Source organism: Evansella clarkii (genome assembly GCF_002019695.1).
Lineage (GTDB): Bacteria > Bacillota > Bacilli > Bacillales > Salisediminibacteriaceae > Evansella > Evansella clarkii.
Genome location: NZ_KV917376.1, coordinates 4,656,072 through 4,678,489 on the forward strand (window position 1 = coordinate 4,656,072; position 22,418 = coordinate 4,678,489).

The 22,418-nt window shown below is 42.1% G+C and carries 23 protein-coding genes and 2 riboswitches; of the genes, 5 read left to right on the plus strand and 18 right to left on the minus strand.

The genetic code is table 11. The features are described 5' to 3' along the window. Positions 1-695: 695 nt before the first annotated feature. The 3 genes from efp to BK582_RS21970 all read right to left on the minus strand — a co-directional run bounded on the left by efp (position 696) and on the right by BK582_RS21970 (position 2,958). Complete coding sequence (gene efp, locus BK582_RS21960; protein ID WP_078597083.1) at positions 696-1,253, minus strand: elongation factor P; 558 nt, start codon at positions 1,251-1,253, stop codon at positions 696-698. Positions 1,254-1,286: 33 nt separating this feature from the next. Next, entirely contained in the window at positions 1,287-2,357 is a 1,071-nt protein-coding gene (locus BK582_RS21965) for a M24 family metallopeptidase (protein WP_078597084.1), read from the minus strand. 97 nt (positions 2,358-2,454) lie between these two features. Continuing rightward, positions 2,455-2,958 carry a YqhR family membrane protein gene (locus BK582_RS21970; protein ID WP_078597085.1) on the minus strand — a complete coding sequence of 168 codons (504 nt, stop codon included), beginning with the start codon at positions 2,956-2,958 and terminating at the stop codon, positions 2,455-2,457. A 434-nt stretch (positions 2,959-3,392) separates the two neighbouring features. Here BK582_RS21970 and BK582_RS21975 point away from each other — a divergent pair, with 434 nt between their 5' ends. Both BK582_RS21975 and BK582_RS21980 read left to right on the plus strand, forming a co-directional pair. After that, positions 3,393-3,770: an SA1362 family protein gene (locus tag BK582_RS21975; protein WP_078597086.1), complete on the plus strand. Its 378-nt coding sequence runs from the start codon at positions 3,393-3,395 to the stop codon at positions 3,768-3,770. Positions 3,771-3,838: 68 nt separating this feature from the next. Further along, on the plus strand, positions 3,839-4,633 hold the full coding sequence (locus BK582_RS21980) for a hypothetical protein (RefSeq protein WP_078597087.1): 795 nt from the start codon (positions 3,839-3,841) through the stop codon (positions 4,631-4,633). A 37-nt stretch (positions 4,634-4,670) separates the two neighbouring features. Here BK582_RS21980 and BK582_RS21985 read toward each other — a convergent pair whose 3' ends face one another. From BK582_RS21985 to BK582_RS22000, 4 genes are all read right to left on the minus strand, one after another. After that, entirely contained in the window at positions 4,671-5,564 is an 894-nt protein-coding gene (locus BK582_RS21985; RefSeq protein WP_078597088.1) for a patatin-like phospholipase family protein, read from the minus strand. A 177-nt stretch (positions 5,565-5,741) separates the two neighbouring features. Then, a complete protein-coding gene (mntR, locus tag BK582_RS21990) occupies positions 5,742-6,158 on the minus strand; it encodes a transcriptional regulator MntR (protein ID WP_078597089.1) in 417 nt (138 codons plus the stop codon). A 322-nt stretch (positions 6,159-6,480) separates the two neighbouring features. After that, positions 6,481-9,036 carry a vitamin B12-dependent ribonucleotide reductase gene (locus tag BK582_RS21995; protein ID WP_078598225.1) on the minus strand — a complete coding sequence of 852 codons (2,556 nt, stop codon included), beginning with the start codon at positions 9,034-9,036 and terminating at the stop codon, positions 6,481-6,483. A 787-nt stretch (positions 9,037-9,823) separates the two neighbouring features. Further along, positions 9,824-10,654, minus strand: a complete 831-nt coding sequence (locus BK582_RS22000) for a lipoate--protein ligase family protein (protein WP_078597090.1) — start codon at positions 10,652-10,654, stop codon at positions 9,824-9,826. A 181-nt stretch (positions 10,655-10,835) separates the two neighbouring features. Here BK582_RS22000 and BK582_RS22005 point away from each other — a divergent pair, with 181 nt between their 5' ends. Beyond that, positions 10,836-11,210, plus strand: a complete 375-nt coding sequence (locus tag BK582_RS22005; protein ID WP_078597091.1) for a rhodanese-like domain-containing protein — start codon at positions 10,836-10,838, stop codon at positions 11,208-11,210. Between the two features lie 299 nt (positions 11,211-11,509). Here the strand turns inward: BK582_RS22005 and gcvPB are convergent, their stop codons facing one another. From gcvPB to gcvT, 3 genes are read right to left on the minus strand one after another with little or no spacing between them, the layout of a single operon-like run. Further along, positions 11,510-12,973, minus strand: a complete 1,464-nt coding sequence (gene gcvPB, locus BK582_RS22010) for an aminomethyl-transferring glycine dehydrogenase subunit GcvPB (protein ID WP_078597092.1) — start codon at positions 12,971-12,973, stop codon at positions 11,510-11,512. Continuing rightward, a complete protein-coding gene (gene gcvPA, locus BK582_RS22015) occupies positions 12,970-14,313 on the minus strand; it encodes an aminomethyl-transferring glycine dehydrogenase subunit GcvPA (RefSeq protein WP_088035728.1) in 1,344 nt (447 codons plus the stop codon). The genes gcvPB and gcvPA overlap by 4 nt, the downstream gene beginning before the upstream one ends. A gap of 24 nt (positions 14,314-14,337) precedes the next feature. Next, on the minus strand, positions 14,338-15,429 hold the full coding sequence (gene gcvT, locus BK582_RS22020) for a glycine cleavage system aminomethyltransferase GcvT (RefSeq protein ID WP_078597094.1): 1,092 nt from the start codon (positions 15,427-15,429) through the stop codon (positions 14,338-14,340). Positions 15,430-15,572: 143 nt separating this feature from the next. Continuing rightward, positions 15,573-15,692, minus strand: a riboswitch (glycine riboswitch). A gap of 3 nt (positions 15,693-15,695) precedes the next feature. Further along, positions 15,696-15,815: riboswitch (glycine riboswitch) on the minus strand. A 246-nt stretch (positions 15,816-16,061) separates the two neighbouring features. On the opposite strand from gcvT, the gene BK582_RS22025 reads away from it, so the two are divergent. Beyond that, positions 16,062-17,720 (plus strand): DEAD/DEAH box helicase, encoded by a 1,659-nt coding sequence (locus tag BK582_RS22025; RefSeq protein ID WP_139368282.1) that lies wholly within the window; start codon positions 16,062-16,064, stop codon positions 17,718-17,720. Then, complete coding sequence (locus BK582_RS22030; RefSeq protein ID WP_078597095.1) at positions 17,717-18,532, plus strand: YqhG family protein; 816 nt, start codon at positions 17,717-17,719, stop codon at positions 18,530-18,532. Before BK582_RS22025 ends, BK582_RS22030 begins: the two co-directional genes overlap by 4 nt. Positions 18,533-18,639: 107 nt before the next feature. Here BK582_RS22030 and BK582_RS22035 read toward each other — a convergent pair whose 3' ends face one another. The 8 genes from BK582_RS22035 to BK582_RS22070 form a co-directional block, all read right to left on the minus strand. Continuing rightward, a complete protein-coding gene (locus BK582_RS22035; protein ID WP_078597096.1) occupies positions 18,640-18,843 on the minus strand; it encodes a YqzE family protein in 204 nt (67 codons plus the stop codon). Between the two features lie 418 nt (positions 18,844-19,261). Beyond that, complete coding sequence (comGG, locus tag BK582_RS22040; RefSeq protein WP_078597097.1) at positions 19,262-19,654, minus strand: competence type IV pilus minor pilin ComGG; 393 nt, start codon at positions 19,652-19,654, stop codon at positions 19,262-19,264. Next, positions 19,644-20,075, minus strand: coding sequence for a ComGF family competence protein (locus tag BK582_RS22045; RefSeq protein ID WP_169911199.1), 432 nt, complete (start codon positions 20,073-20,075; stop codon positions 19,644-19,646). Before BK582_RS22045 ends, comGG begins: the two co-directional genes overlap by 11 nt. After that, entirely contained in the window at positions 19,981-20,433 is a 453-nt protein-coding gene (locus tag BK582_RS22050) for a prepilin-type N-terminal cleavage/methylation domain-containing protein (RefSeq protein ID WP_169911201.1), read from the minus strand. The genes BK582_RS22045 and BK582_RS22050 overlap by 95 nt, the downstream gene beginning before the upstream one ends. After that, complete coding sequence (gene comGD / locus BK582_RS22055) at positions 20,420-20,875, minus strand: competence type IV pilus minor pilin ComGD (RefSeq protein WP_078597100.1); 456 nt, start codon at positions 20,873-20,875, stop codon at positions 20,420-20,422. Before comGD ends, BK582_RS22050 begins: the two co-directional genes overlap by 14 nt. Next, on the minus strand, positions 20,872-21,147 hold the full coding sequence (comGC, locus tag BK582_RS22060; RefSeq protein WP_078597101.1) for a competence type IV pilus major pilin ComGC: 276 nt from the start codon (positions 21,145-21,147) through the stop codon (positions 20,872-20,874). Before comGC ends, comGD begins: the two co-directional genes overlap by 4 nt. A gap of 70 nt (positions 21,148-21,217) precedes the next feature. Next, on the minus strand, positions 21,218-21,778 hold the full coding sequence (locus tag BK582_RS22065) for a hypothetical protein (RefSeq protein WP_218190751.1): 561 nt from the start codon (positions 21,776-21,778) through the stop codon (positions 21,218-21,220). Then, on the minus strand, positions 21,775-22,365 hold the full coding sequence (locus BK582_RS22070; RefSeq protein WP_078597103.1) for a Panacea domain-containing protein: 591 nt from the start codon (positions 22,363-22,365) through the stop codon (positions 21,775-21,777). The genes BK582_RS22065 and BK582_RS22070 overlap by 4 nt, the downstream gene beginning before the upstream one ends. Between the last annotated feature and the right edge of the window lie 53 nt (positions 22,366-22,418).

Sequence of the window (22,418 nt, forward strand, 5' to 3'; positions counted from 1 at the left end):
GATTTCAGTTCCGCAGTGGTAATGCCGTCAACGCCCTGGCTCCCTTTATTTTGGACTACCTTGAGATATGCTTTATTCAAATTGTCTCGGTGTAATATCTCTTCCAACATCACATTAACCTCCACGTGGCTCTTCCTTTCCATTGTGTGGTATCATTCTCCACGCTTCCTAAGCCCTGGAGGGATTCACCTCTGCTTCCTAGGCAAGCTGGTATGTTCTGTGTCATCGAATGATACGTACGCAGGTGGATGAGCACTCTTTTCATGATTCAGCCCTTCCCACAAAATCTAGAAATCTGTGGTACTATGGCTTCGGCTGACTTCTGACAGTTCAGTGATTCCTCCTGGAATCAGTTACCGCATTTGTACGGCGTTCCTGTCAGACCTCCCCGGGTAAGTGCATAAACTTCCTCTCCATATACCCGCCTCATTTACTGCCGGATCCTTCGGTCGTTAGGACTTTGACTTGTTTTGCAGCCTCATCCAGACCAGACAGCCTTGTATGAGATTCGTGTTCCTCGGGTCGGAGATTTGCCTCCGGCTTCCTTCAGATTCCGAGTCGCCCCGGACACCCTTGCCTTTAGCTAGCAGTTACAACGACCTTCACTGTTCGGGACTTGAACCCTAAAGCGTATGCACATGCCGGGCACACAAAAAAACACACAAACCTCTTTCGGTTTGCGTGTCCTGACATCTTTATGCCCGGGATACATACTGGGCGTTTCGGGTATCGATAATCAGTACATCCCCTTCATTAACAAAGAAAGGTACCTGCACAGAAAGTCCTGTTTCGAGCACCGCTGCTTTCGTGCCTCCTGAAGCAGTATCTCCTTTTATGCCTGGTTCTGTTTCTGTTACTTTCAGCTCTACGGTATTCGGTACATCAATACCAAGTATTTCACCCTGATACTGCAGAACCTGCACTTCCATATTTTCCTTCAGGTATTTCAGCTGTTCTGTCAGCTGTGCTGCCGGAAGTTCAAGCTGCTCATAAGATTGATTATCCATGAACGTATGTGTATCACCGCTTGCATACAAATACTGCATCTTACGGTTTTCAATATGAGCTTTTCCAACTTTCTCCCCGGCACGGAAGGTTTTCTCCTGAATACCTCCTCCTCTTAAGCTTTTCAGCTTTGTTCTTACGAAGGCGGCACCTTTCCCTGGCTTCACATGCTGAAATTCCATTACCTGCCAGATGTCATTATCTACTTCAATTGTCAAACCTGTTCTTAAATCGTTCACGGAAATCATAAATTCAGTCCTCCTGTTAAATAATCGGTCATCTTATTCTTCCCCTAAAATAATAAGCTCCTTTGAGGATTTAGAAAGAATTTCATTACCGTTTTCTGTAATAACAATATCGTCTTCAATTCGTGTTCCGCCCAGACCGGCGATATAAATTCCAGGTTCCACTGTCACGACCATGCCCGGCTCGAGTACTGTATCTGATTTGTATGACAGTCCAGGACCCTCATGGACTTCCATACCGAGCCCGTGACCGGTAGAATGGCCAAAATACTGGCCGTAACCTTTATCAGTAATATGATCCCGGGTGAGAGCATCCGCTTCTTTACCTGTCATACCCGGTTTAATTCCTTCCACACCTTTAATTTGTGCTTCAAGAACTGTATTATATATCTTTTTAAGTTCGTCTGACGGATTTCCAACTGCCAGCGTTCTTGTAATGTCGGAACAGTACCCTTTATAATACGCTCCAAAATCAAGGGTTACCAGCTCCCCGGTTTCGATAGTCTTATCGCTTGCCACACCATGAGGCAAAGCGGATCTGCTTCCGGACGCAACAATAATATCAAACGCTGATGAAACAGCACCTTGTTTTCTCATGAAAAACTCAAGTTCATTTGATACATCGATTTCCTTAACACCAGGTTTGATAAACCCCAGAATATGATCAAAGGCTGAGTCGGCAATAGCGACCGCTTCTCTTATTGTATTCAGTTCCTGTTCATCTTTAATGAGTCGCATTTTTTCAATAAGACCACTGACAGGGACTAAATTTGCACCTAGATTCTCCCGGTAAACTTCATATGTACTGTATGTAACATGATCTTTCTCAAAACCAAGATTTTTAATGCCCATCTCAGAAATTTGCGCTGCAATTTCTTCGTAAATCGGCCCTTTATGCTGGACAATTTCATAACCTTCCGCCTGATTCTCCGCTTGCTCTGTATACCGGAAGTCTGTAATGAATTTTGCCTCGCCTCCGGAAATAAGGGCAACTCCCGCTGTTCCTGTAAAACCAGTCATATAACGACGGTTATAGCCGCTTGTTAAAAGTATTCCGTCGATTTCGTAATCGCTGAAACTCTGGCGTATCTTTTCTACACGACTCATATCTTCCTCTCCTCCCGCATATTTTGCAAACTTTGTTTCCCCTGTTAACGAATAAAAAGAGAATAGAATGTTCCAAGGAACATTCTATCACAGGACTTCAGCTTTGAATAGTTTCACCCTCATGCACCGTTCTTTCATGGTATTCATAAGAAATGGAATAACCAATAAATAAACCGTACACTGCAAACAGGCAAAGATTTGTTACGAGTGTGTTAATATCCAGACTCGTTATTGGTTTAAGCCCTGGAAAAACTGGATTTAAAATAATAAAAATAAATCCCCACAGTCCTACGCCGTAAAGGAGCCCTGGCCAAGGTTTGTTTATTTTCACAAATATCAGCCTGTAACCAAAAGCAATTCCGATGGAGAGTACAGAGATTATTCCTATACTGACCAGCTGCCCGATCCAAGTATTTTTCCAGTCGCCCAGAGCCCAGGGCATTAATACGAGTGCTGGTCCCACACGGGAAAAATTCAGATAAAATGCAAGATAACTGATGAGACTCCAGAATAACCCTCCAAAAAATCCTGTAATTGCAATTACAACATTAAATGGCATCTCTTTCTCTGTCTGGTTTTGTTCTAATTGATTGCTGCTCACTTAAAATCACCTCATCAGTAGTGTGTCCATTTTTCAAATAGTTTTTCATAATATAGATGTTAACTACGTGTGTAGTCTTCCTAAAAGGAGGGAATAGTATATTAAACATAATCTGCCGGGAAAACTTTTTTTCATGGAGGGAATCAGCAGAGCCATGTAGAATATAATAATTATAATAACTTTTATTAGAACTCCTATTTTTGAAGAGTGTTCAGAATTGCTACACTGCAGGCTTTGCACAGTTTATTGATACAATGCAGGGTTTCAAATACTGCTGACAGGTAATAAAAAAAGTATCGTACAAACATAAGGTTTATAATGCCCAAAGTAATTCGTCCATTACATTTTAAAAAAAGAAAACAGTTGATCAGGATATATTAATCGTTTAATAAAAATACAGATTCTAATAAAACTCATTCAGGAGGTGTGCAGAAATGCTGCGTCACTCATTACACCCACTCGTGTTAACCATTCTCGGTCTGGCTGTTCTGGGGTTAGCTGTCCGATTATTCACTTCTCCAGGGTCACTGCTTATGCAAATTCTGGTTACTGTTGGGATAGTAGCTATTTTGCTGTTTGTATTCAGAAGATTTGTTATGCCAAAGATTATGGGGGAGCAAGCCGCTTATTCTCCTCAGCAAAGTGCCCAGGTCCACAAAGCAAATGCACGAAAAAAATATGCTGGCGCTAAAAGCCAGAAACCAGATAAAAAGAAACGTGTATCCAGGCCACTTGTCAAACGGCAGTCAAATGTAAAGCTTACGGTCATTGAAGGAAAAAAGAACAAGAAAAAGAACCGAGCTTTATTCTAATGCTTGGTTCTTTTGTTATTATTTTCGTTTAATCCGGCTTTTCTGTCAGGGAAGGAGATGATGGGACAATGGAAACTGCTAATATATTTATACCTGTACCTTCGGAATGGCTGCTCATCGTCTTTTTGATTTTTATGGGAGGGATCTTCTGGTCAGTTAATAAAGCCACAGGATTTCAGGTGCTTTTTCTGACCGTATTCTCCATGAGCATTGCCCATATAATAACTCTGCACATCCCTTATTTCCACGCAGGGGATGAATTGCTTCCTTTTACCCATCCGAACATACAGGCAGTAACAACTTTTTTTGCTTTTTTTATTCCTTTAGCAAGAAATAAAACTGATGTGGTGCTATGTATGATTCCGCCAGCACTATTCAGCATCATGCTCCTGATTTTAACAGATACAACAGCCTTCTCTATTGCTGGAGGAGTATTAATCGGCGGATTTATTGTTTATACTTTTTACCGGTCACTGGACTGGATTGGGGGAATGCCTGAACTTTATTTAATAATCTTTTCCATTCTCCTTCCTTTGTTTCTTGCAGCAATTCTGTACCCTGTAAATGAATTATTAATTTATCCTGGAATTTTGCTGGGTACCGGGATCGGAGTAACTCTTGAATCCATAAAAATTAAAATGGACATAAGCAGGAACAGCCCTCGCAAGCGATTTATCGCCTTTTTTATCGGGAGCGCCGGTATACTTCTCTTCTACGGAACAGACCTGCTGTTTAATGCGTGGGTGCCACTTCCCGAAATGACACTTGGAATAGCTCTTGGTTTATGGATTACCATTCTCGTTCCGGTACTTCTTATATTACTGAAAGTCTATAAACCTCAGACTGAAGCAAGGGAATTATGATTAGTATAAGCACCTAAAGCAAAAGCCTGGTTTGTTTTTAGTACGACCAGGCTTTTAGAAATTTTCCTGTGCTTTTTGCTCCAGCTGCGATAAGCCGCTCCTTCATTTCCACATCCAGGGAAAACTGGGTAACCGGTATATCCTCTGTTGGAATAAAGATAATATTTCTTTCAAATTTCGTGGCTATATGCCTCTGGTCATGAGCCTGACGCATCGTTTCAAACAAAGAATGGAGCATGTTAAATGCATTTTTAATTTCCATAGGCGATGTATAATCCGCCGCTGGGGAGAGACGTAACCCGAGCACTGGACGTACAGGGTTTTTCATTTCTTCCGAGAAAAACAGCCAGATAGGAAAATTGCTCAGCACTCCCCCGTCAACGACGAGTGCCCTTTGCCCCTCATTACTGACCAGTTTAACAGGCTCGAAGAAAAATGGCAGGCTGCAGCTCATTCTCACAGCCCTTGCAATTGAGAATTGCTCGGGAATCAATCCATAATGAACAAGGTCGTCAGGAAGAACGACAAGACGGCCATGAGTCAGATCTGATGCTATCATTTTCAGAGAGCCCGGTTCTAAGTCTCCAAAAGTTATGATTCCTTTCTGTTTAAGTACAGTAAAAACCCAGTCTTCAAACCGGCGTCCTTTATACAGGCCCATTGATTTATAAACTCTGAGCCATCTGTAAAATGATGAAAGGATAGGAAGCCTGGATGGTTCCAGCAATTGTTCAGCATCCATTTCTTCAAACAAGTATTCCATTTCGGTACTCGTATATCCAGCCTTAATCAGAGCTGCAACTAACGCCCCTGCACTTGTACCTGCCGCCCTTTCAAAGCCTATTCCTTTTTTATGCAGTTCCCGGATTGCACCTACAAAAGCAAAAGCTTTAAGTCCGCCGCCTGTAAAAACCCCATCAACCTTTTTCATATCCCTCCCCCTTAGTTTATTTTAGCTGTTACCTGGGGAAAAATGATTATTTTCTATATGGTTTAGGAAAGGGGAAAGGTAACCAATTAACTTGTCAGGCAGACGGAGAGATGGGCAGCTTCCGAAAATGCATAAAAAAACAAGCCTTGCTGATTTCAGCCAAAGCTTGTTACTGTTTTATCCATTATTTTTCTGAACTTCTCTGAGTTCTTCCACCCGCCCAGGGTTTTCCTCGAAATACTGCACCAGGTCGCCAATTCTGTCAATCGCGTCCCAGCTAAGGTGATGTTCTATTCCTTCTACATCACGATAAATATTCTCCTTGTTTACCCCGATAAGTTTCATGAACTCTTCCAGTAAATCATGGCGGTATACGAGCCGCTTACCGATCTTCTTACCTTTAGGCGTAAGAACGAGACCGCGGTATTTTTCATATATAAGGTATTCGCTCTTATCTAATTTCTGTACCATTTTTGTAACCGATGATGGGTGTACCACTAATGCTTCCGCTATGTCGGAAACTCTGGCATAACCCTTTTCTTCAATAAGTAAGTAAATCCTCTCCAAATAATCTTCCATGCTCGGTGTTGGCATGTGTTCCCCTCCAAACTGCAGTCATTCCTTTTTTCGTTTCCTGTGCGTCTGAATAAAGTATACTATAAATCGTGGACAGAAACTACCGGCGTCTGCCGTGATATGGGAAAACAAAGCTGCTGTGTTAGTTCGAAGGTGACGACGGTGTCTCAATTAATTTGCGGGATAAATCGGGCTTTGTTATACAAAATTTGTACTTTAATTTCCTTTGCAGAACATATTCATCCCCAAGTCATGATATATGACCTGCTATCTAAATAAAAAAGAGGGTACCCCAACATCATCGATACATGGGCACCCTCTTCTTTATATATTTACATTTTTACAAGCCGCATTTTAACTGGGCGCTGCAATTTGTGCATGTGTTGCATCCGCCGATATCTTCCACTGTACCTTTACGGCATACAGGGCATGTGTCTCCTACTTCGCTGCCGTAAGTTACTGAAGTGCTTCGCAAATCAGCGATTGTATCTACAAGTACTACTTTCTTTTTCGGCTCTTCATTATCAGGTTCTCCAGCTAGTTCCACCGCGTACATATCGTTTTCCTCTGCTTTGAGAGTCAATACCTGGGAGTCGCGGCTTCCGTCTACATAGACAGTACCGCCTTTTGCTCCACCATTGTAAAGACGCTCATATACGCTTTTAACCTGATCCACTGTGTAGCCTTTCGGAGCGTTAACAGTTTTACTCAATGAACTGTCTACCCAGCGCTGGATGACACACTGAACATCCGCATGGGCTTCAGGTGAAAGGTCCATACTTGAGATGAACCACTCCGGCAGATTTTCTGGATCTGTGTCCGGGTTTTCATCCAGATACTCCTGCAGTATTTCCGCTTTAACCTCGATAAATTTACCAAGACGTCCGCTGCGGAAATAAGAGAAGGAAAAGTAAGGCTCAAGGCCTGTACTTACGCCAACCATTGTCCCAGTGCTTCCAGTTGGAGCAACAGTCAGCAGATGTGAATTACGAATCCCGTATTCCAGAACTCCCTGACGCACATCTTCCGGCATTTTCTTCATGTAACCGGTGTTGATATATTTCATTCGCAGATGCTTTGTTTCCTGCTCGTTGCTGCCGACAAGGAACGGGAAGCTTCCCTTTTCCTTCGCAAGCTCGATGCTTGTCCTGTATGCAGTAACTGCAATAGTTTCAAAGATTTTATCTACGAGGTCATTACCTTCTTCTGAGCCGTATACTGTCTCTGTATAAATGAGCAGGTCGTGCAGCCCCATCACACCAAGGCCCACCCGGCGTTCGCCTTTTGCCTGTTTTGTGTTTTCTTCAAGGAAGTATGGAGTTGCATCGATAACATTATCCTGCATTCTCACACCAGTCGCGACAGTCTGCTTCAGCTTTTCGAAGTCTACTTGTTTATTATCTTTATCTGCCATTTCAGCAAGGTTCACTGCTGCAAGATTACAGACAGAGTATGGTGCAAGTGGCTGTTCACCACACGGGTTAGTCGCTACTACTTTCTGTCCGTACGCTTTTGCGTTCGTCATTTCATTTGCATTGTCGATAAAGAAGATTCCTGGTTCAGCGGAGTAAGTCGCGCAGATATTAATGAGATTCCACAGCTCTTTCGCTTTGATCTTCCGGTAAGTTCTAATGCCAAAGCCAAGCTTTTCCCATTCGCGCACGTCTCCGTACTCCTGCCATTCCCGGTTATATGCTTCCATTTCCTCTACTGTATAGTTTTCCACGTCAGGGAAACGAAGAGCATAATCTTCATCATTTTCGACAGCTTTCATAAAATCATCTGTAATACATACAGAAATATTCGCTCCGGTTAAAAACTCAGAGTTGTTCACCGAATACGTGCCGCCAGTCCGCAGCTTTTCTTCCGCTTCCTGGATAACTTTCGGATCGAACCCGCCAGTTCCCGGAATATGTTTATAGTTTATAATTCCCTGGTACATAGACTCTTCTATTTCTGTTAAAGGAGTAAATTTGAGTTTTTCCTTAATGAGTCTCTGAATATGTGAATCTTCGGTATTTTCAAGGAGATATCTTAATATTCTTGGATTTTGCATTTTAGAAATGATGAACTCTAAAATGTCCGGATGCCAGTCCGACAGCATAATCATTTGAGCGCCACGTCTTGACCCGCCCTGCTCCACTAAATGTGTAAGCTTGGCGATATCATCGAGCCATGACACAGAGCCTGACGATTTACCGTTTACTCCTCTTGCCAGTGTGTTGCGCGGCCGTAAAGTGGAACCGTTCGTTCCAACACCGCCGCCCCGGCTCATAATTTCCATAACCTGTTTACGGTGCTCGGAAATACCTTCCCTTGAGTCAGCCACAAAAGGCATCACATAACAGTTGAAATATGTTACGTCTGTTTCAGCTCCTGCTCCGTACAGGACACGGCCGGCAGGCACAAAATTCATATTCATCAGTTCATGATAAAACTTTTCGAAAGATTCCTGTCTTTTTTCAGGGTTTGTTTCCACTTCAGCCAGGCCTCTCGCATTTCTTTTTGCGATCTGCTCGTAATATATTTCCAGAGGCTTGTCTATCGTATCAAGAGAACGGGATACAATTCCTGTCTGTTTCTCCTGCTGTTCCTCGAGGACACCGATGAATTCATCGTCGATTTTAATTTTAGCCCGGTTTTCCTCCCAGTCAATTTCCTGAACGATTCCATATCCCCTTGCCGGGAATTTAGGATCTTCTTTAACTGTGAGAACTACAAAATCTCCGGTTTTCAGAGTTTTCTTCTCGGTGTCTTTGAACGTATAGCGGTCCAGCATGACCAATCGTGATACTCCGCTTTTTTTTATCTTCATATCCGGAGTAATTGGAAAGACCTGGGGAAACTGCTCAATATCTTTATTCAGCTCCTCCACGTTGATCGTCTTTTCAGACATAAACGTCTTCACAGGCGTTCGCTCCCTTTCATTAAAAAATTGTCGTATTATTGCTTGTCAAAGATCGGTTCCTTGATCTTATGGCAACTAATGCCAATATTGTTTTATGCTTGTTTAAGCATAGCACAGATATAATACCCGATCAATATATAGTGTACACCTAAAATACAAAAATACTATATATAGAGTTCTGTTGAATATACATATGGTTTTGTCAACTTCGGAAAACGATAAAAAAGCAAGAGAACCGAAGAAAATACTGGATAATCACCAGCTATTTTTCATAAAAAGAAAAATTTATAGTTTGCTAAAAAAAGGTGGAATATGTCGATTTTAATCGACTGTTTTTTTATTCGACATATCTCACAGGCGAATTAAATTGATTTCATAATTCTAGATTTTCTACTTTAATGGGAACATTATCTTAAAATGTTACTTTGCTGATCGATTTACGCTTCAGACGGACGCTTTCTGCGGGCACTGCCTCAACTAATTTTTACGGTTGAACGCCGTCAAAAATGGATTTTCAGCTTCTCATGCTTTTCCCGCCGGAACGAGCATCTTTTTCATCGCAAATGCATCGGGTTGTCTCGACGGATATTCTACGGAGCTAAGCTGGCAGAGAAAGAGACAGTCGCTGTCTTACGCTGCAATCGAAAATTAATGTTCGACTTTTTTATTCAAAGCCTAAAGATTAAATTCATTCAATCTATAAAGAATAATCTCTGCAGAAGTTCTGCAAGGTCCAAAAAAAATAAAAACATGCCGAATGGCCGACATGTTCTTTTTAAGCTTTAAAATTCCACTCCGGTTTATCGTATTTTTGCTCCATCAGCTCATTCACTTCCTGTTCCATGTCTGCAGTAAGTGTTAATGGCTCCAGCTGGATATTCAGTGCTTTTTCAAAACCGTTTTTAAACGCATCCTTCATCATCGGAATTGTAATTGGCTTTTCGGTAAGTTCCTCAATAGCCACCGCTTTATTCCTGAATGCTTTCTGCATCCTCTCTCTTACTCTTTCATTGGGGTATTTGAAGACATCAAAAAGCTTATCTTCATCCAGCGAAAGAATAATTGACCCATGCTGAAGAATAACTCCCTTTTGCCTTGTCTGTGCGCTTCCGGCAATTTTTCTTCCTTCGACGACAAGTTCATACCATGATGGAGCATCAAAGCATACTGCGGAACGGGGTTGTTTTAACTTGTTTTTATCTTCCTCGGTTCTCGGTATCGAAAATTCTGCCTGAAGGCCGAGGTCACGAAAGCCTTCGAGGAGTCCTTCCGACAGGACACGGTATGCTTCGGTCACTGTTTCCGGCATAGCCGGATGTTCTTCAGATACAATCACACTGTATGTAAGCTCGTCTTCATGAAGCACCCCTCTGCCGCCTGTTGGCCGGCGTACGAAGCCAAGTCCGTGTTTTTTTACAGCTTCGAAATCAATTTCCTTTTCTGCTTTCTGAAAATAACCTACTGATAATGTGGCAGGATCCCAGCCATAGAAACGTACTACCGGGGGAATAAGCTTGGCCCGGTGCCAGTCCATGAGCTTTTCATCGAGGGCCATATTATATGCAGGGGACTTTTCTCCGGAATCTAAAAAATACCATGTTTCCATATATAGTTTACCTCGCATTATAAATTATTTACTTTATCTATCATACAGAAAAAATAGCATACGTCAAAATGGACTGCTTAAAAAATTTGCTTGCTGAACATTGCGCGCAACTCAGTTTCCGTATATCATTTATAATGGAATCTACAAACAGTGAATAGACAGAGAAAGGGAGCTGACCAATATGACACCATGGACTCTTATTATTTTAACCATTATTCTGATTGTCTTTATAGTGGTTCGTATGAAGAAACCTAAATACATGAAAACGCTGGAGCAGGAAGAATTCAAAAAAGACTACCGTAAGGCCCAGCTGATTGATGTTCGTGAGGAACGAGAATTCAAGACTGGTTATATTCTCGGTGCCAGGAATATTCCTTTGTCACAACTTCGCCAGCGGGCATCTGAGATCCGGCCGGACAAGCCTGTTTACCTATACTGCCAGAGCGGCAGCAGATGCGTACAGGCGGCGAAAATCCTCCGTAAAAAACGAGGTGTGGAAGAAGTTGTTTCCCTAAAGGGCGGATTCAGAAAATGGTCTGGTAAAATTAAAAAATAAAGAAAGAAAAGCGCAAGCGCCATGGAAGCCGCTCTTTGGCTTCCATGTGCTCCTGCGATTACTCGTCGCAAGGCAGCACAGATGCAAATTCAGGTAGTGGCCTGCCTGAAGTGACCTCGAGTAGCTGTCTCTTCCTCTTCCAGCAGAGCTTCGATGCGTATCCGTCGAGACAACTCGAAGCATACTCGTGATGTAAACGCTCGTCGCTGGAGCCAGACAATTATCTTGGGAATTTATACTTTCATATTTAGCATATAAAAAACCTCCTCCCGGGCAAAACCGGGCAGGAGGTTTTTTAATTAGTTTTCTTTCTGGTAGCGTAAAACCGGTTTTCTCGCAGCTGTAGTTTCATCCAGGCGGTCTATTACCGTGTTGTGAGGGGCTTCCTGTACGATTTCAGGATTTCCCTCTGCTTCCTTAGCGATTTGTATCATCGCATCGATGAACTCGTCCAGTGTTTCTTTTGACTCAGTTTCTGTCGGCTCGATCATCAGGCACTCTTCCACATTTAACGGGAAGTAGATTGTCGGCGGATGATAGCCAAAGTCAAGAAGGCGTTTTGCAATATCAAGAGTACGCACACCTAATTTTTTCTGCCTGCGGCCGGATAGAACAAATTCATGTTTACAGTGCTGTTTGTACGGAGCGTCAAAATACGGCTCCAGACGGCGGAACATATAGTTGGCGTTCAGCACAGCATACTCGGAAACTTTACGGAGTCCAACCGGCCCCATAGTACGGATGTATGTGTACGCCCGTACGTTAATACCGAAGTTTCCGTAATAAGGCTTCACTCTTCCTATAGATTCCGGCAGGTTATATTCGAAGTAGTAGTTGTCTCCATCCTTCATAATAACAGGCTTAGGCAGGTATGGAACAAGTTCCTTTTTAACACCTACAGGGCCGGATCCAGGACCGCCGCCTCCGTGAGGTGTTGTAAAGGTTTTATGAAGATTTAAGTGAACAACGTCAAATCCCATATCTCCTGGACGGGTAATCCCGAGAATCGCATTGGAGTTCGCTCCGTCATAATAGAGTTTACCTCCGGCTTCGTGCACGATCTTAGCCATTTCAACGATTTCCTCTTCAAACAGGCCAAGAGTGTTCGGGTTTGTCAGCATGAGGGCTGCTGTGTCTTCCCCAACAACCTCACGAAGGTGATCCAGGTCAACAATTCCTTTTTCATTTGAACGCACAGTGACGGATTCAAAACCTGCTACAGTTGCAGATGCAGGGTTCGTACCGTGCGCAGAGTCAGGCACGATTACTTTTGTACGGTGATAATCCCCGTTTGCTTCATGGAATGCACGGATCATCATCAAACCTGTCCATTCGCCATGTGCTCCTGCTGCCGGCTGCAGTGTAACCTGGTCCATCCCTGTGATCTCTTCAAGGGACGTCTGCAGTTTATACATAAGTTCAAGAGCTCCCTGGATCGTAGAAGGATCCTGGTAAGGGTGCAGGTGGGCAAAGCCCGGAAATCTGGCTACATCTTCATTAATTTTTGGATTATACTTCATTGTACAAGAGCCAAGGGGATAAAATCCTGAGTCCACTCCGTGGTTTCTTGTTGAGAGCGCCGTATAATGACGGACGATTTGCAGTTCAGAGACTTCAGGCAGATCAGGCTCTTCTTCGCGCTGGTACTCTGACGGGATCAGATCATTAATGTTAGTTGCCGGCACATCGAGTTCAGGCAGGCTGTATCCAATACGCCCTTCCTTGCTGATTTCAAAAATCAATTCCTGGTTTTCCCGATTCATTTTACTCCCCCCAATACTGATGCGAATTCTTCGATATCTTCTTTAGAACGGAGTTCCGTTACAGCTACAAGCATCATATTTTCTTTATCCGGGTAATCTCTCGAGAGATCATATCCGCCAATTATTTTATGCGCTAAAAGTTCTTCGTTCACTTCTTTTACCGGTTTATTCAAACGGACAACAAATTCATTAAAAGTCGGCTTGTCAAATGCGATTTCCAGACCATTTTTCTTAAGCTGTTCTTTCGCATAATGTGCTTTCTGAATGTTTTGCATTGCCATGTCTTTCACACCATGCTTACCAAGGGCACTCATAGCAATAGATGCTGCAAGAGCATTCAATGCCTGGTTGGAACAAATGTTACTTGTAGCTTTGTCCCTTCGAATATGCTGTTCTCTCGCCTGCAATGTCAGAACAAAACCACGGTTTCCATGATCGTCCGTTGTCTGTCCTACAAGACGTCCAGGCACCTTACGCATTAATTTCTTCGTGACTGCAAAATATCCGCAGTGAGGGCCGCCAAGCTGTGTCGAAATACCGAATGGCTGAACATCCCCAACCACTACATCTGCTCCGAACTTTCCAGGAGGCTGAAGCACACCAAGGCTTAATGGGTTAGAAGATACAACGAACAGCCCTTTTCCCTGATGGGCAATTTTTTCAATTGCTTTTAAATCTTCCACGTTACCAAGGAAGTTAGGGTACTGGACGACTACACATGCTGTATCATCGCTATATTCAGAAGAAAGATGGTCAAGGTCAGTTACTCCGTCCTTCTCATCAATTTCAACTACTGTTAAGTTCTGGCCTTTTGCATTTGTCTTAAGTACTTCTCTTGCTTCCGGGTGAACTGTCTTTGAAACAAGTATTGTTTTCTTACGTGTATGCCCGGCGCTCATCATAGCGGCTTCTGCCAGTGCAGTTGGACCGTCATACATGGAAGAGTTAGCAATTTCCATACCTGTAAGCTCGCAGACCATCGTCTGGAATTCAAAGATCGCCTGCAATTCCCCCTGAGAAATTTCAGGCTGGTACGGTGTATAAGCAGTATAAAATTCCGAACGAAGAAGCATATGGTTTACTACTGTCGGCACATAATGTTCGTAAACACCGGCGCCAAGAAAAGAATTATATTCTTTAATATTAATATTTTTGTTTGCCAGCCGGCCCATTTCCTTCAGAAGTGTTGTTTCATCAAGAGCTTCTTCAATTTTTAAATCTCCATCAAAGCGAATATCTTTCGGGATATCGGCGAACAATTCATCTATATTGTCTATACCGATCGTTTCCATCATATCTTTCTGGTCTTTATCCGTCATTGGCAAATAGCGAAATTTCACTTTAGGTCATCCCCCTTTGGACTATTAACGTTTATAAAACGGAGTTGCAACAACTTTTGCCTTTAAACGGCGTTTTCTTACCTGAACTTCCACTTCAGTGTCAAGATCTTTATACTTTGAATCGATAAGTGCCAGACCTACGTTTTTCTTCAAGGTAGGTGACTGTGTACCAGTTGTTACGAAGCCGATTTTTTCCCCGTCTTTAAATACTTCATAATCTGTACGGGGAATACCCTTATCAATCATCTCAAGACCAACAAGCTTCCTTGACGCTCCTTCTTCTTTCTGCTTTTTGAGTACTTCTTTTCCAAAAAAGTCTTCATCCTTATCAGGTTTCACGGCAAAACCAATTCCTGCTTCAACAGGTGTGATGTCCTTTGAAAGTTCCTGTCCATACAGAGGCAGGCGTGCTTCAAAACGAAGTGTATCTCTCGCTCCGAGTCCGCATGGCACAATGCCATCTTCTTTCCCTGCTGAAAGAACTGCTTTCCAGAGATCTGCAGCGTCTTCAGGGCGGCAGTAGATTTCAAAACCATCTTCTCCTGTGTAGCCTGTTCTTGAAATGAGTACCTCTTTACCGTCAAGACTTACTCCTTCCCTGAACTTGAAGAAAGTAATTTCAGAAAGGTCCGTTTCCGTAAGCTTTTGTGTTATCTGCTCTGCAAGTGGTCCTTGTACCGCAATTTGGGCGTATTCGTCAGATACATTGCTGATCTCCACTTCGCCTTCAGCATGCTGGGTGAGCCATTCATAATCTTTTTCAATATTAGAAGCGTTCACAACCAGCAGATAATCTTCTTCATTTCGCTTGTAAAGCACGAGGTCATCAACTGTTCCCCCGTTTTCATAACACATCGCATGGTACTGGCAAGCGTAGTCTTTCAGCTTCGCCACATTATTCGTCAGCATTTTCTGAAGATAAGGCAAGGCATCCTTTCCTTTCACTTCAATCTCTCCCATATGGGAAACATCGAACAGACCCGCCTTTGTCCTCACTGCTTCATGCTCTTCTTTAATCCCTGAAAACTGGACAGGAAGGTCCCAGCCGCCAAAATCAATTGTCTTTCCGTTGTAATCCTGATAAATCTCATATAATGGTGTTTTCTTGTTTGCCAAAGTAAGCCACCTCCGCTTTTTTTGTAATCGTTTTCAAACAGGGCATAATCCTGATGTGAAGACCCGGCTGTACATCTTTTGTGTCAGTTAAGCTGTAAAACACACAAAAAAAGACAGAGACGTGCCTCACATATTGAGCCAGTCTCTGTCGTTGTGACCTGAGAGTTTCCCTTCACAGCAGCAAGCCATTGTCTGTAAAACAATGAATATGTGAAGGTAGCCCCTTGGGTGCCCGGCCCTGAATGTCCGGGAACTTTCCAGAGGTGCGTCCAGCAAGAGTCTGTTTGCCTGAGAGATTCACGCTGTATCGCGCTTGCTCCTTCGGCGTCGCCCATTTGTGTGCAGTTTACTGCAATAAACTGGACGCCCTCTCCCCATGCTGTCATCCGCAAATATTAGTTTTTGTAAATCAAAATTCATGAATTAGTAAAAATAGGTTCATAATATGAATCAAACATCATTTCACTATGTACATAGTACCATTATCTTAATTTTACTTGCAACACAGAACTTTCTTATTTTTCAGGGTATCCAGGCCCTTTAGTTTTCCAATAATTATCCTCCGGCGTTCTTAAAACCTGCTGGTCAGGATAAGAATCAGCTATTTAAACAACTGGAAAGGAGCGGTCAAGTTGAAACCTGATATACATTTTGACGATGAGTGGGCAGATGAATTTATTAATTGCCTTGAAAACAACCGGGATCTTGGAACGTGGTCCAAATTCAAAATGGCTTACGAGGCAGGCAGACAGAGACTAGTATCTGACTTTTACGGTCTCGAAGCACCAAAACACCTGCCTGATTTAACGATCTATCCCCACCAGTACGAGACTGCCAGAACAGTGATTGAAAAAATGAATGGAAAAGCGGTTCTCGCTGATGAAGTCGGGCTTGGAAAAACGATTGAAGCAGGGCTTATTTTAAAAGAGTATATGATTCGGGGACTTGTAAAAAAAGTGCTTATCCTTGTTCCTGCTTCACTGGTAACCCAGTGGTGCCGGGAACTGAACGAAAAATTCTTTATACCGGCAGTTGAACAGCGGAAAAAACCTGCATGGGAAAATATAGATGTCACCGTCACCTCTATCGATACAGCGAAAAGGGAGCCCCACGCTTCCGTGATCCAGAATATTGATTATGATTTTATCATTGTGGACGAAGCGCACAAACTGAAAAATAAACAAACAAAAAATTATCAGTTTGTCAGAAGCCTGAAAAAGAAGTTCTGCCTTCTCCTGACAGCTACGCCGGTGCAAAATAAGCTGAGCGAAGTATTCCACTTAATAACTCTTCTTAAACCGGGGCATCTTGGAGCTGAAGCAGGGTTTGAGAAAAAATATAAAGAAGGGGCTGCACATGAGCAGCTGAATGAACTAATACAGAAAGTAATGATTCGAAACCGACGTTCAGACTCAGGGATGGACTGGCCGAAGCGAATTATTGAAACGGTAAAAATTCATTTCACCGAGGAAGAAAGAAGGCTGTATGATGCAGTTTGCAATATAAAACATAAATGGCGCGGCAGCATGGAAACACAAGGACTCTCCTTCACTGTGCTCACTCTGCAGCGGGAAGTTTGTTCGAGCCGGGAAGCTGCCTTTGTAACATTAAGAAATCTGGTGGAACAATACCAGGAAAACAAGGAAGTGACTGAAGAACTCAACAATATATTAAATGTACTGAATGAAGTTCAGCAAAATTCCAAAGCGGAAAAAGTCCTTTCTCTCATCAAAGGGTCAGACGAAAAAGTTATTATATTTACAGAATACAGGGCTACACAGCTTTATCTGCAGTGGTTCCTCGGACAGCACGGCATCCGCTCCGTCCCATTCCGGGGAGGATTTAAACGAAGTAAGAAAGATTGGATGAAACAGCTTTTCCAGAACAATGCACAAGTTTTAATCGCTACTGAAGCCGGAGGTGAAGGTATCAACCTGCAGTTCTGCCATAAGATGATAAACTATGACCTCCCATGGAATCCGATGAGGATAGAACAGAGGATTGGACGTATTCACAGGCTGGGACAGGAGCACGATGTGGAAATCTATAATTTTGCAGTAGACGGAACGATTGAAGATCATATATTAAATCTGCTTTATAAAAAAATCGGCTTATTTGAAGGTGTAATTGGAAAACTGGATGCCATCCTGGAGAATTTCTCAGAAAACCAGCTGGAAGACCATGTATCCAGGATATTGCTGAACTCCGATACTGATGGAGAAATACGCGTTAAAATGGATAATCTCTCCTCCATTATTGCTCCAGACAGTTCAGAAAGGATGTCACTATGAACCAGACAGAAATTCATTCGTATTTAAAAAGATTCTTTCAGGAGCATGAAAGCCCTCTTCTGGAGGAATCTCAAGGCCATCTTCATGTGCAGTTGTCAATAGACATGGACAAGGCATTGATGAACCGGCCATTTTACTGGCATTACCTTGAAAAAATAAACGGTATCCCTAACCCAATGAAGTTGACTCTTATAACTGATCCTGCTGCAGCCCCTGAAGACCTGAAAGGAGAAAAAGTTCACTTCGGTTCCCCAAGACTGCACCAGATTTTTAATACGGCTATGAAGAAGGGCAGCTATTCCCTGCTTTATGAGTCAGTAAAGCCTGAAACAGCGTCCCTCCCTTTAAAACCGTGGCTGAATATTAACGGGGCGGTTTCTTACTTGTGCGACCATAAAAAAGATCGTTTTTTTTCCATAGGACTCAGCCTTATTACAGGTGAAATAATTGAAGACATGTATGAGACCATATCCGGGAAGAATTTTCACGAGCAAATTCCGGATTACTGTTTTACTGTAGCACCAATCATTAAAGTAAGATCAGGAATAGAAAGAATTAAAACTTTCCTTTATTCCGGGCTTGAGAAGGAAGATCACTCCTGGGCTTCAGACGCAGTATGCCGCTGGAGAAAAGATGAACAGCTGCTGGAGGGGTTCTATCAAGAGGAGGAAGAAAAACCAGAAGTATATTATCTGGAAAAAGAAGCATTGAAAGCACAATATGAGCCGAAAATAGAAATCAATATTATTAACGGAGGTTTGTTTTACTTTTATAATCATCCGCTCCACCCGGGAAAGGAAAAACACTTGTGATGTCGTGTAAAGGCCAGTGAAAAGTTTACCGGAGCATACAGGAAGCACACCAGATATGTTGAAGCCAAAAAAATAAACCTGGCAGTTTCGCCTGCCAGGCCACCGTTTTAATGTCTTCTGCCTCGTTTGCTTCTTTTTATACTTTTGAGCGGCTGCATGATCGCATACGGCAGTAAGCCGAACCAGTGATAGATACCTGGCTGCCGGGCAGAACGCTTCTCTTCTCTTTTTGCAAGACGCTCTTCTTTAGGAAGATCTGCATAGCTGACAATCTGCTGTGTCATGTATTTAATGTAATCATTTGTTTTCATTTCTTACCACACTCTCTGTTCCGGTTGTTTTTTTACACTTGAATTTATTTCATACTTCAGGATTATTATTTTTAATACGAACCTTATCTAAAACATTACTTTGTTACTCGATTTGCGCATCAGACGGACGCTTTCTGCGGGCACGGCTTCAACTAATTTTTGACGGCTAAAGGCCGTCAAAAATGGATTTTCAGCTTCCCATGCTTTTACCCAAGAGTCGCCGTCTTACGCTTCAATCGGAAGTTATGTTCGTCTTTTTTTATACAATTATATGTGAAATTCAAAGTATAAATTTTTACGGCAAAGTTTTAATGCAACTACGCCTCTGTCTTCGCCCTTAGGCTCGCCAATCGGCAAGTTTTCTTTATCAGTTTTCCCGAAAAAGAGTTTTGTATACTTTAGAACAACAAGTCGGCGTTTAATTCAGTCTTCTTCCTTCCTCCCAGTTATTTATCTCCCCTGTACTGCTGTTATAATAAAACCTTGCCGTCTTTAACGAGCCAGCTACTGTTTCGGCCGTTACGGTGATTGATGCCTCACTTTCTCCTGTTGAAGTAACCCGATAATTCACCTCTCCATTCTCCAGCTTTATTTTCCCTGCTGAAAGTATGCTCTCATCTCCGCTCTCCATGAGATCCACAATACCGGCTGCCCCCGTCAGGAGAAGATTATCAAGTGTATTCCATTCTTTTTCCATTTTCAAAAACTGTTTTTCTGTTTCATAGAGTGAGAGGGAATGAAGAAGGAGGAGCGACAGGATAAAGACTAATGTAAGGCTGAGCATCAGCACAGTACCTTTTTCATTGTTCATCTTTCTCCTCCTGCTGAACAGAATTCCTTAAAAATTCCCCTGGATGAATAACAGTTCTTTCGAAAATTGTGCTATCCAGCGAAGTGACTGCAAGTGTAATCCCATAATCATTCTCTTCCACTCTGAATGCTCCAGTCTTCTGAAGGAATACTTCATGCCCTGTTCCATTTACCCTCCGACGGATTTTATCCTGATATAATTCATAACGAATTATACTGCCGTCCCCAGGTCTGTCAAAAAACAACACTGTTCCCTGAGCGTTAGTCCAGTATGTGCCGCTTTTCCGAAATTCAGACTGAAGCTGAACAAAAAACAGCACTTTTTCCTCATATGCTCCTCTTTCCGGCTTGTAAGTATTCAGCGCTGTAAAAACGGCAGGGATAAAAGAAGCAATAATAAGAAAAATAGTCAGACCTGCCATGACTTCCAGAATTGTTATTCCCTCTTGATTCAAACGGCGCTGACAAACATCTTTCATATTCTCTTTCGTTCACTCCCTCCCAATACATACATAATTGAAGAATGCCGTTTTTCTCACCAACAGACGCAATATACTCTTTATTCTTATACTGGACAGGTCCCGCCTGCACTTCATCTATCTCCATAATAATCCTGTGGAGAAAGTAATGAACCGCCTCTTCACCCGCTCTTTCCTCCCTGACAGCCATCCGCTCCATATAAATTAAATTAATTGCAGGCAGTAAAACGGCAGCCGACACTGCGAAAACAAGCAGTCCGGCCATTACTTCTGTTAAGGTAAAACCATCAGAGTTTTTCAATATAAAATCTCCCCCTGACGAACTGAAACATAAGCAAGTATGAATCTTTCCTGTGATTAAATATAAGACTGCCCGACTTTGAAACTGTACCTCCAGGCATATACCGAAGCTCATTATAATCTAGCGTCCCCGCAGCCACCGAGAGCCCTCCTGGGAAATAACGTGTTTTCACGGTCCTTACCCCGTGTCGTATTCTGTAGGTTCCGTTTTCCGGTGAGAAAATCACGTGTACTGTAATTCCCTCGCTCATCGCTGTCATCTGGCTTTCATACAAGTCCATTTCAAGCTGTTCAAAAAAGTATTCCAGACTCTTTGCTTCTGTAGACTTTCCGAATACAGGAAATGCAATCAAAAGCACAGTGCCGAGGAGCATCAGCACTAACAGCATCTCAATAAGCGTATAGCCTGCCTCATTCAGATTCCTCATATTCCAGGTAATCAAAGACCCAGATCGTTGAGAGTAACAGTGCTCCCGTCAGGGCATTTCAATGTGTCCACGTATTTTTGATCTTCCAGGACCGATAAACTTTCAGGTTTATTACCTGTATCAATTTCGTACGCAAAATACTGAGCTTTAATCAGATCCTTTGTGGCCTCACATCCTTTTTCTGAAGCCATGCTCTGATTTTTTGCAAGATTTGGCACGGCGATCAGCAGAAGTATAGAAATGATAACAAGGACAATCATCATTTCAATGACTAGGGGTATTAACATATATTTTTTCCTAAAATAGACAAAAGAGGAGCTGACCAAATGGTCAGCTCCGTTATAATTGCAGATAATATTATTCTCCATACTCGCAGTATGGACAAAAATCATATCGATTGTAATCAGCCTGATTATGATGCTCGCTTTCATGAATTAAATGGTGATAATCAACAAATACTGGTGTTAGACAGTTGTTAGTATAATCTCTTATAGCAATAAGGCGGATATTTTGAGTGATCCCAAATTGCCACAGAGATGGACCCGCAACTTTTCCATCGCTAAACTTATGGCCATGGATGTTTTCAATAATAGTGACTACTTCATCTAGCTTATCTTCTGCTATCGGATGACAATGCGGCCATGCACCCGTTCCGCCAGATTTGATAATACTCTTCCAGTTTTCTTGAATGACAGGTATTACCTTGTGAAACAATTCGAATATGTATGTTGCAAACATTGTTTCGTCTTTTAATTTGTTTGTATATCCCTTTTTTGATATACTTCTTAACCAATCTTTATTAGAAAGATCAAAAGTTAAGGGGGACTCTGATGTATTAGGATCAGTCCCCCTTTGAACATTTTTGCTTACATCTTTCTTGTTTTTGCCAATTCTCTTTCTACCACTTTTACCCATCAATCAATATACTCCACTTGCTGAATGTAATAATTAAAAATATCTATGTCTGATATTTTTTCATTGCACCTTTCAATTGGGTTGTAACCTTTCCTTGCATTTCTCCACGGGTCTTCTTTATGAGTAATGGTTTCTAATTCATTACCAGTAAATTCGCCATACTCTTCCCAAACCTGTTCCAGTATATCCTCTATTTCTTCAGGTAAATCAGGTGAAAAGTCTTTTTTGGGAATGTTCTGATACCCGTAATTACGATATTCAAAATATACATCAGGGATAACTGGTCCATGTACCCAGGCTTCGAAATCTTCTTCAAAAAGCCGATTTTCCAATTCCTCGGAATCTTCATTTTCTAAAGTTAATGTCCAGGAATAAGCATAATAAAGGAGTTTTTGCAGCTTTTTAGGTGACATGGAATCTTTGGATAAAAACCAATTGATCACATTTTGTAATTCTGGACTCAATGTGGTCACCCTCTTTCTTTGATAATTATTTTTAACATAAGGATATAGCAAAAATATGCAAAAAGATAGTATTTTGACAAAAAATCCATAATTCTTTAATATTTGTATTCCTTTTTTTGTGTTCATAGTAACTTATTTATGTCCTATTTTACTACTTTTTATTCAATTACCCAAACATA

What these genes read in the sequence shown, in the direction of transcription:
- BK582_RS22000 (WP_078597090.1), bottom strand. Translation starts at nt 10,654, where the DNA reads ATGGAAACATGGTATTTTTTAGATTCCGGAGAAAAGTCCCCTGCATAT.
- comGG (WP_078597097.1), bottom strand. Translation starts at nt 19,654, where the DNA reads ATGAACAATGAAAAAGGTACTGTGCTGATGCTCAGCCTTACATTAGTC.
- BK582_RS22045 (WP_169911199.1), bottom strand. Translation starts at nt 20,075, where the DNA reads ATGGCAGGTCTGACTATTTTTCTTATTATTGCTTCTTTTATCCCTGCC.
- mntR (WP_078597089.1), bottom strand. Translation starts at nt 6,158, where the DNA reads ATGCCAACACCGAGCATGGAAGATTATTTGGAGAGGATTTACTTACTT.
- BK582_RS22005 (WP_078597091.1), top strand. Translation starts at nt 10,836, where the DNA reads ATGACACCATGGACTCTTATTATTTTAACCATTATTCTGATTGTCTTT.
- BK582_RS21975 (WP_078597086.1), top strand. Translation starts at nt 3,393, where the DNA reads ATGCTGCGTCACTCATTACACCCACTCGTGTTAACCATTCTCGGTCTG.
- BK582_RS21980 (WP_078597087.1), top strand. Translation starts at nt 3,839, where the DNA reads ATGGAAACTGCTAATATATTTATACCTGTACCTTCGGAATGGCTGCTC.
- BK582_RS21985 (WP_078597088.1), bottom strand. Translation starts at nt 5,564, where the DNA reads ATGAAAAAGGTTGATGGGGTTTTTACAGGCGGCGGACTTAAAGCTTTT.
- efp (WP_078597083.1), bottom strand. Translation starts at nt 1,253, where the DNA reads ATGATTTCCGTGAACGATTTAAGAACAGGTTTGACAATTGAAGTAGAT.
- BK582_RS21965 (WP_078597084.1), bottom strand. Translation starts at nt 2,357, where the DNA reads ATGAGTCGTGTAGAAAAGATACGCCAGAGTTTCAGCGATTACGAAATC.
- gcvPB (WP_078597092.1), bottom strand. Translation starts at nt 12,973, where the DNA reads ATGAATCGGGAAAACCAGGAATTGATTTTTGAAATCAGCAAGGAAGGG.
- BK582_RS21995 (WP_078598225.1), bottom strand. Translation starts at nt 9,036, where the DNA reads ATGTCTGAAAAGACGATCAACGTGGAGGAGCTGAATAAAGATATTGAG.
- BK582_RS22035 (WP_078597096.1), bottom strand. Translation starts at nt 18,843, where the DNA reads ATGAAAACAAATGATTACATTAAATACATGACACAGCAGATTGTCAGC.
- comGC (WP_078597101.1), bottom strand. Translation starts at nt 21,147, where the DNA reads ATGTTAATACCCCTAGTCATTGAAATGATGATTGTCCTTGTTATCATT.
- BK582_RS22070 (WP_078597103.1), bottom strand. Translation starts at nt 22,365, where the DNA reads ATGAACACAAAAAAAGGAATACAAATATTAAAGAATTATGGATTTTTT.
- BK582_RS22030 (WP_078597095.1), top strand. Translation starts at nt 17,717, where the DNA reads ATGAACCAGACAGAAATTCATTCGTATTTAAAAAGATTCTTTCAGGAG.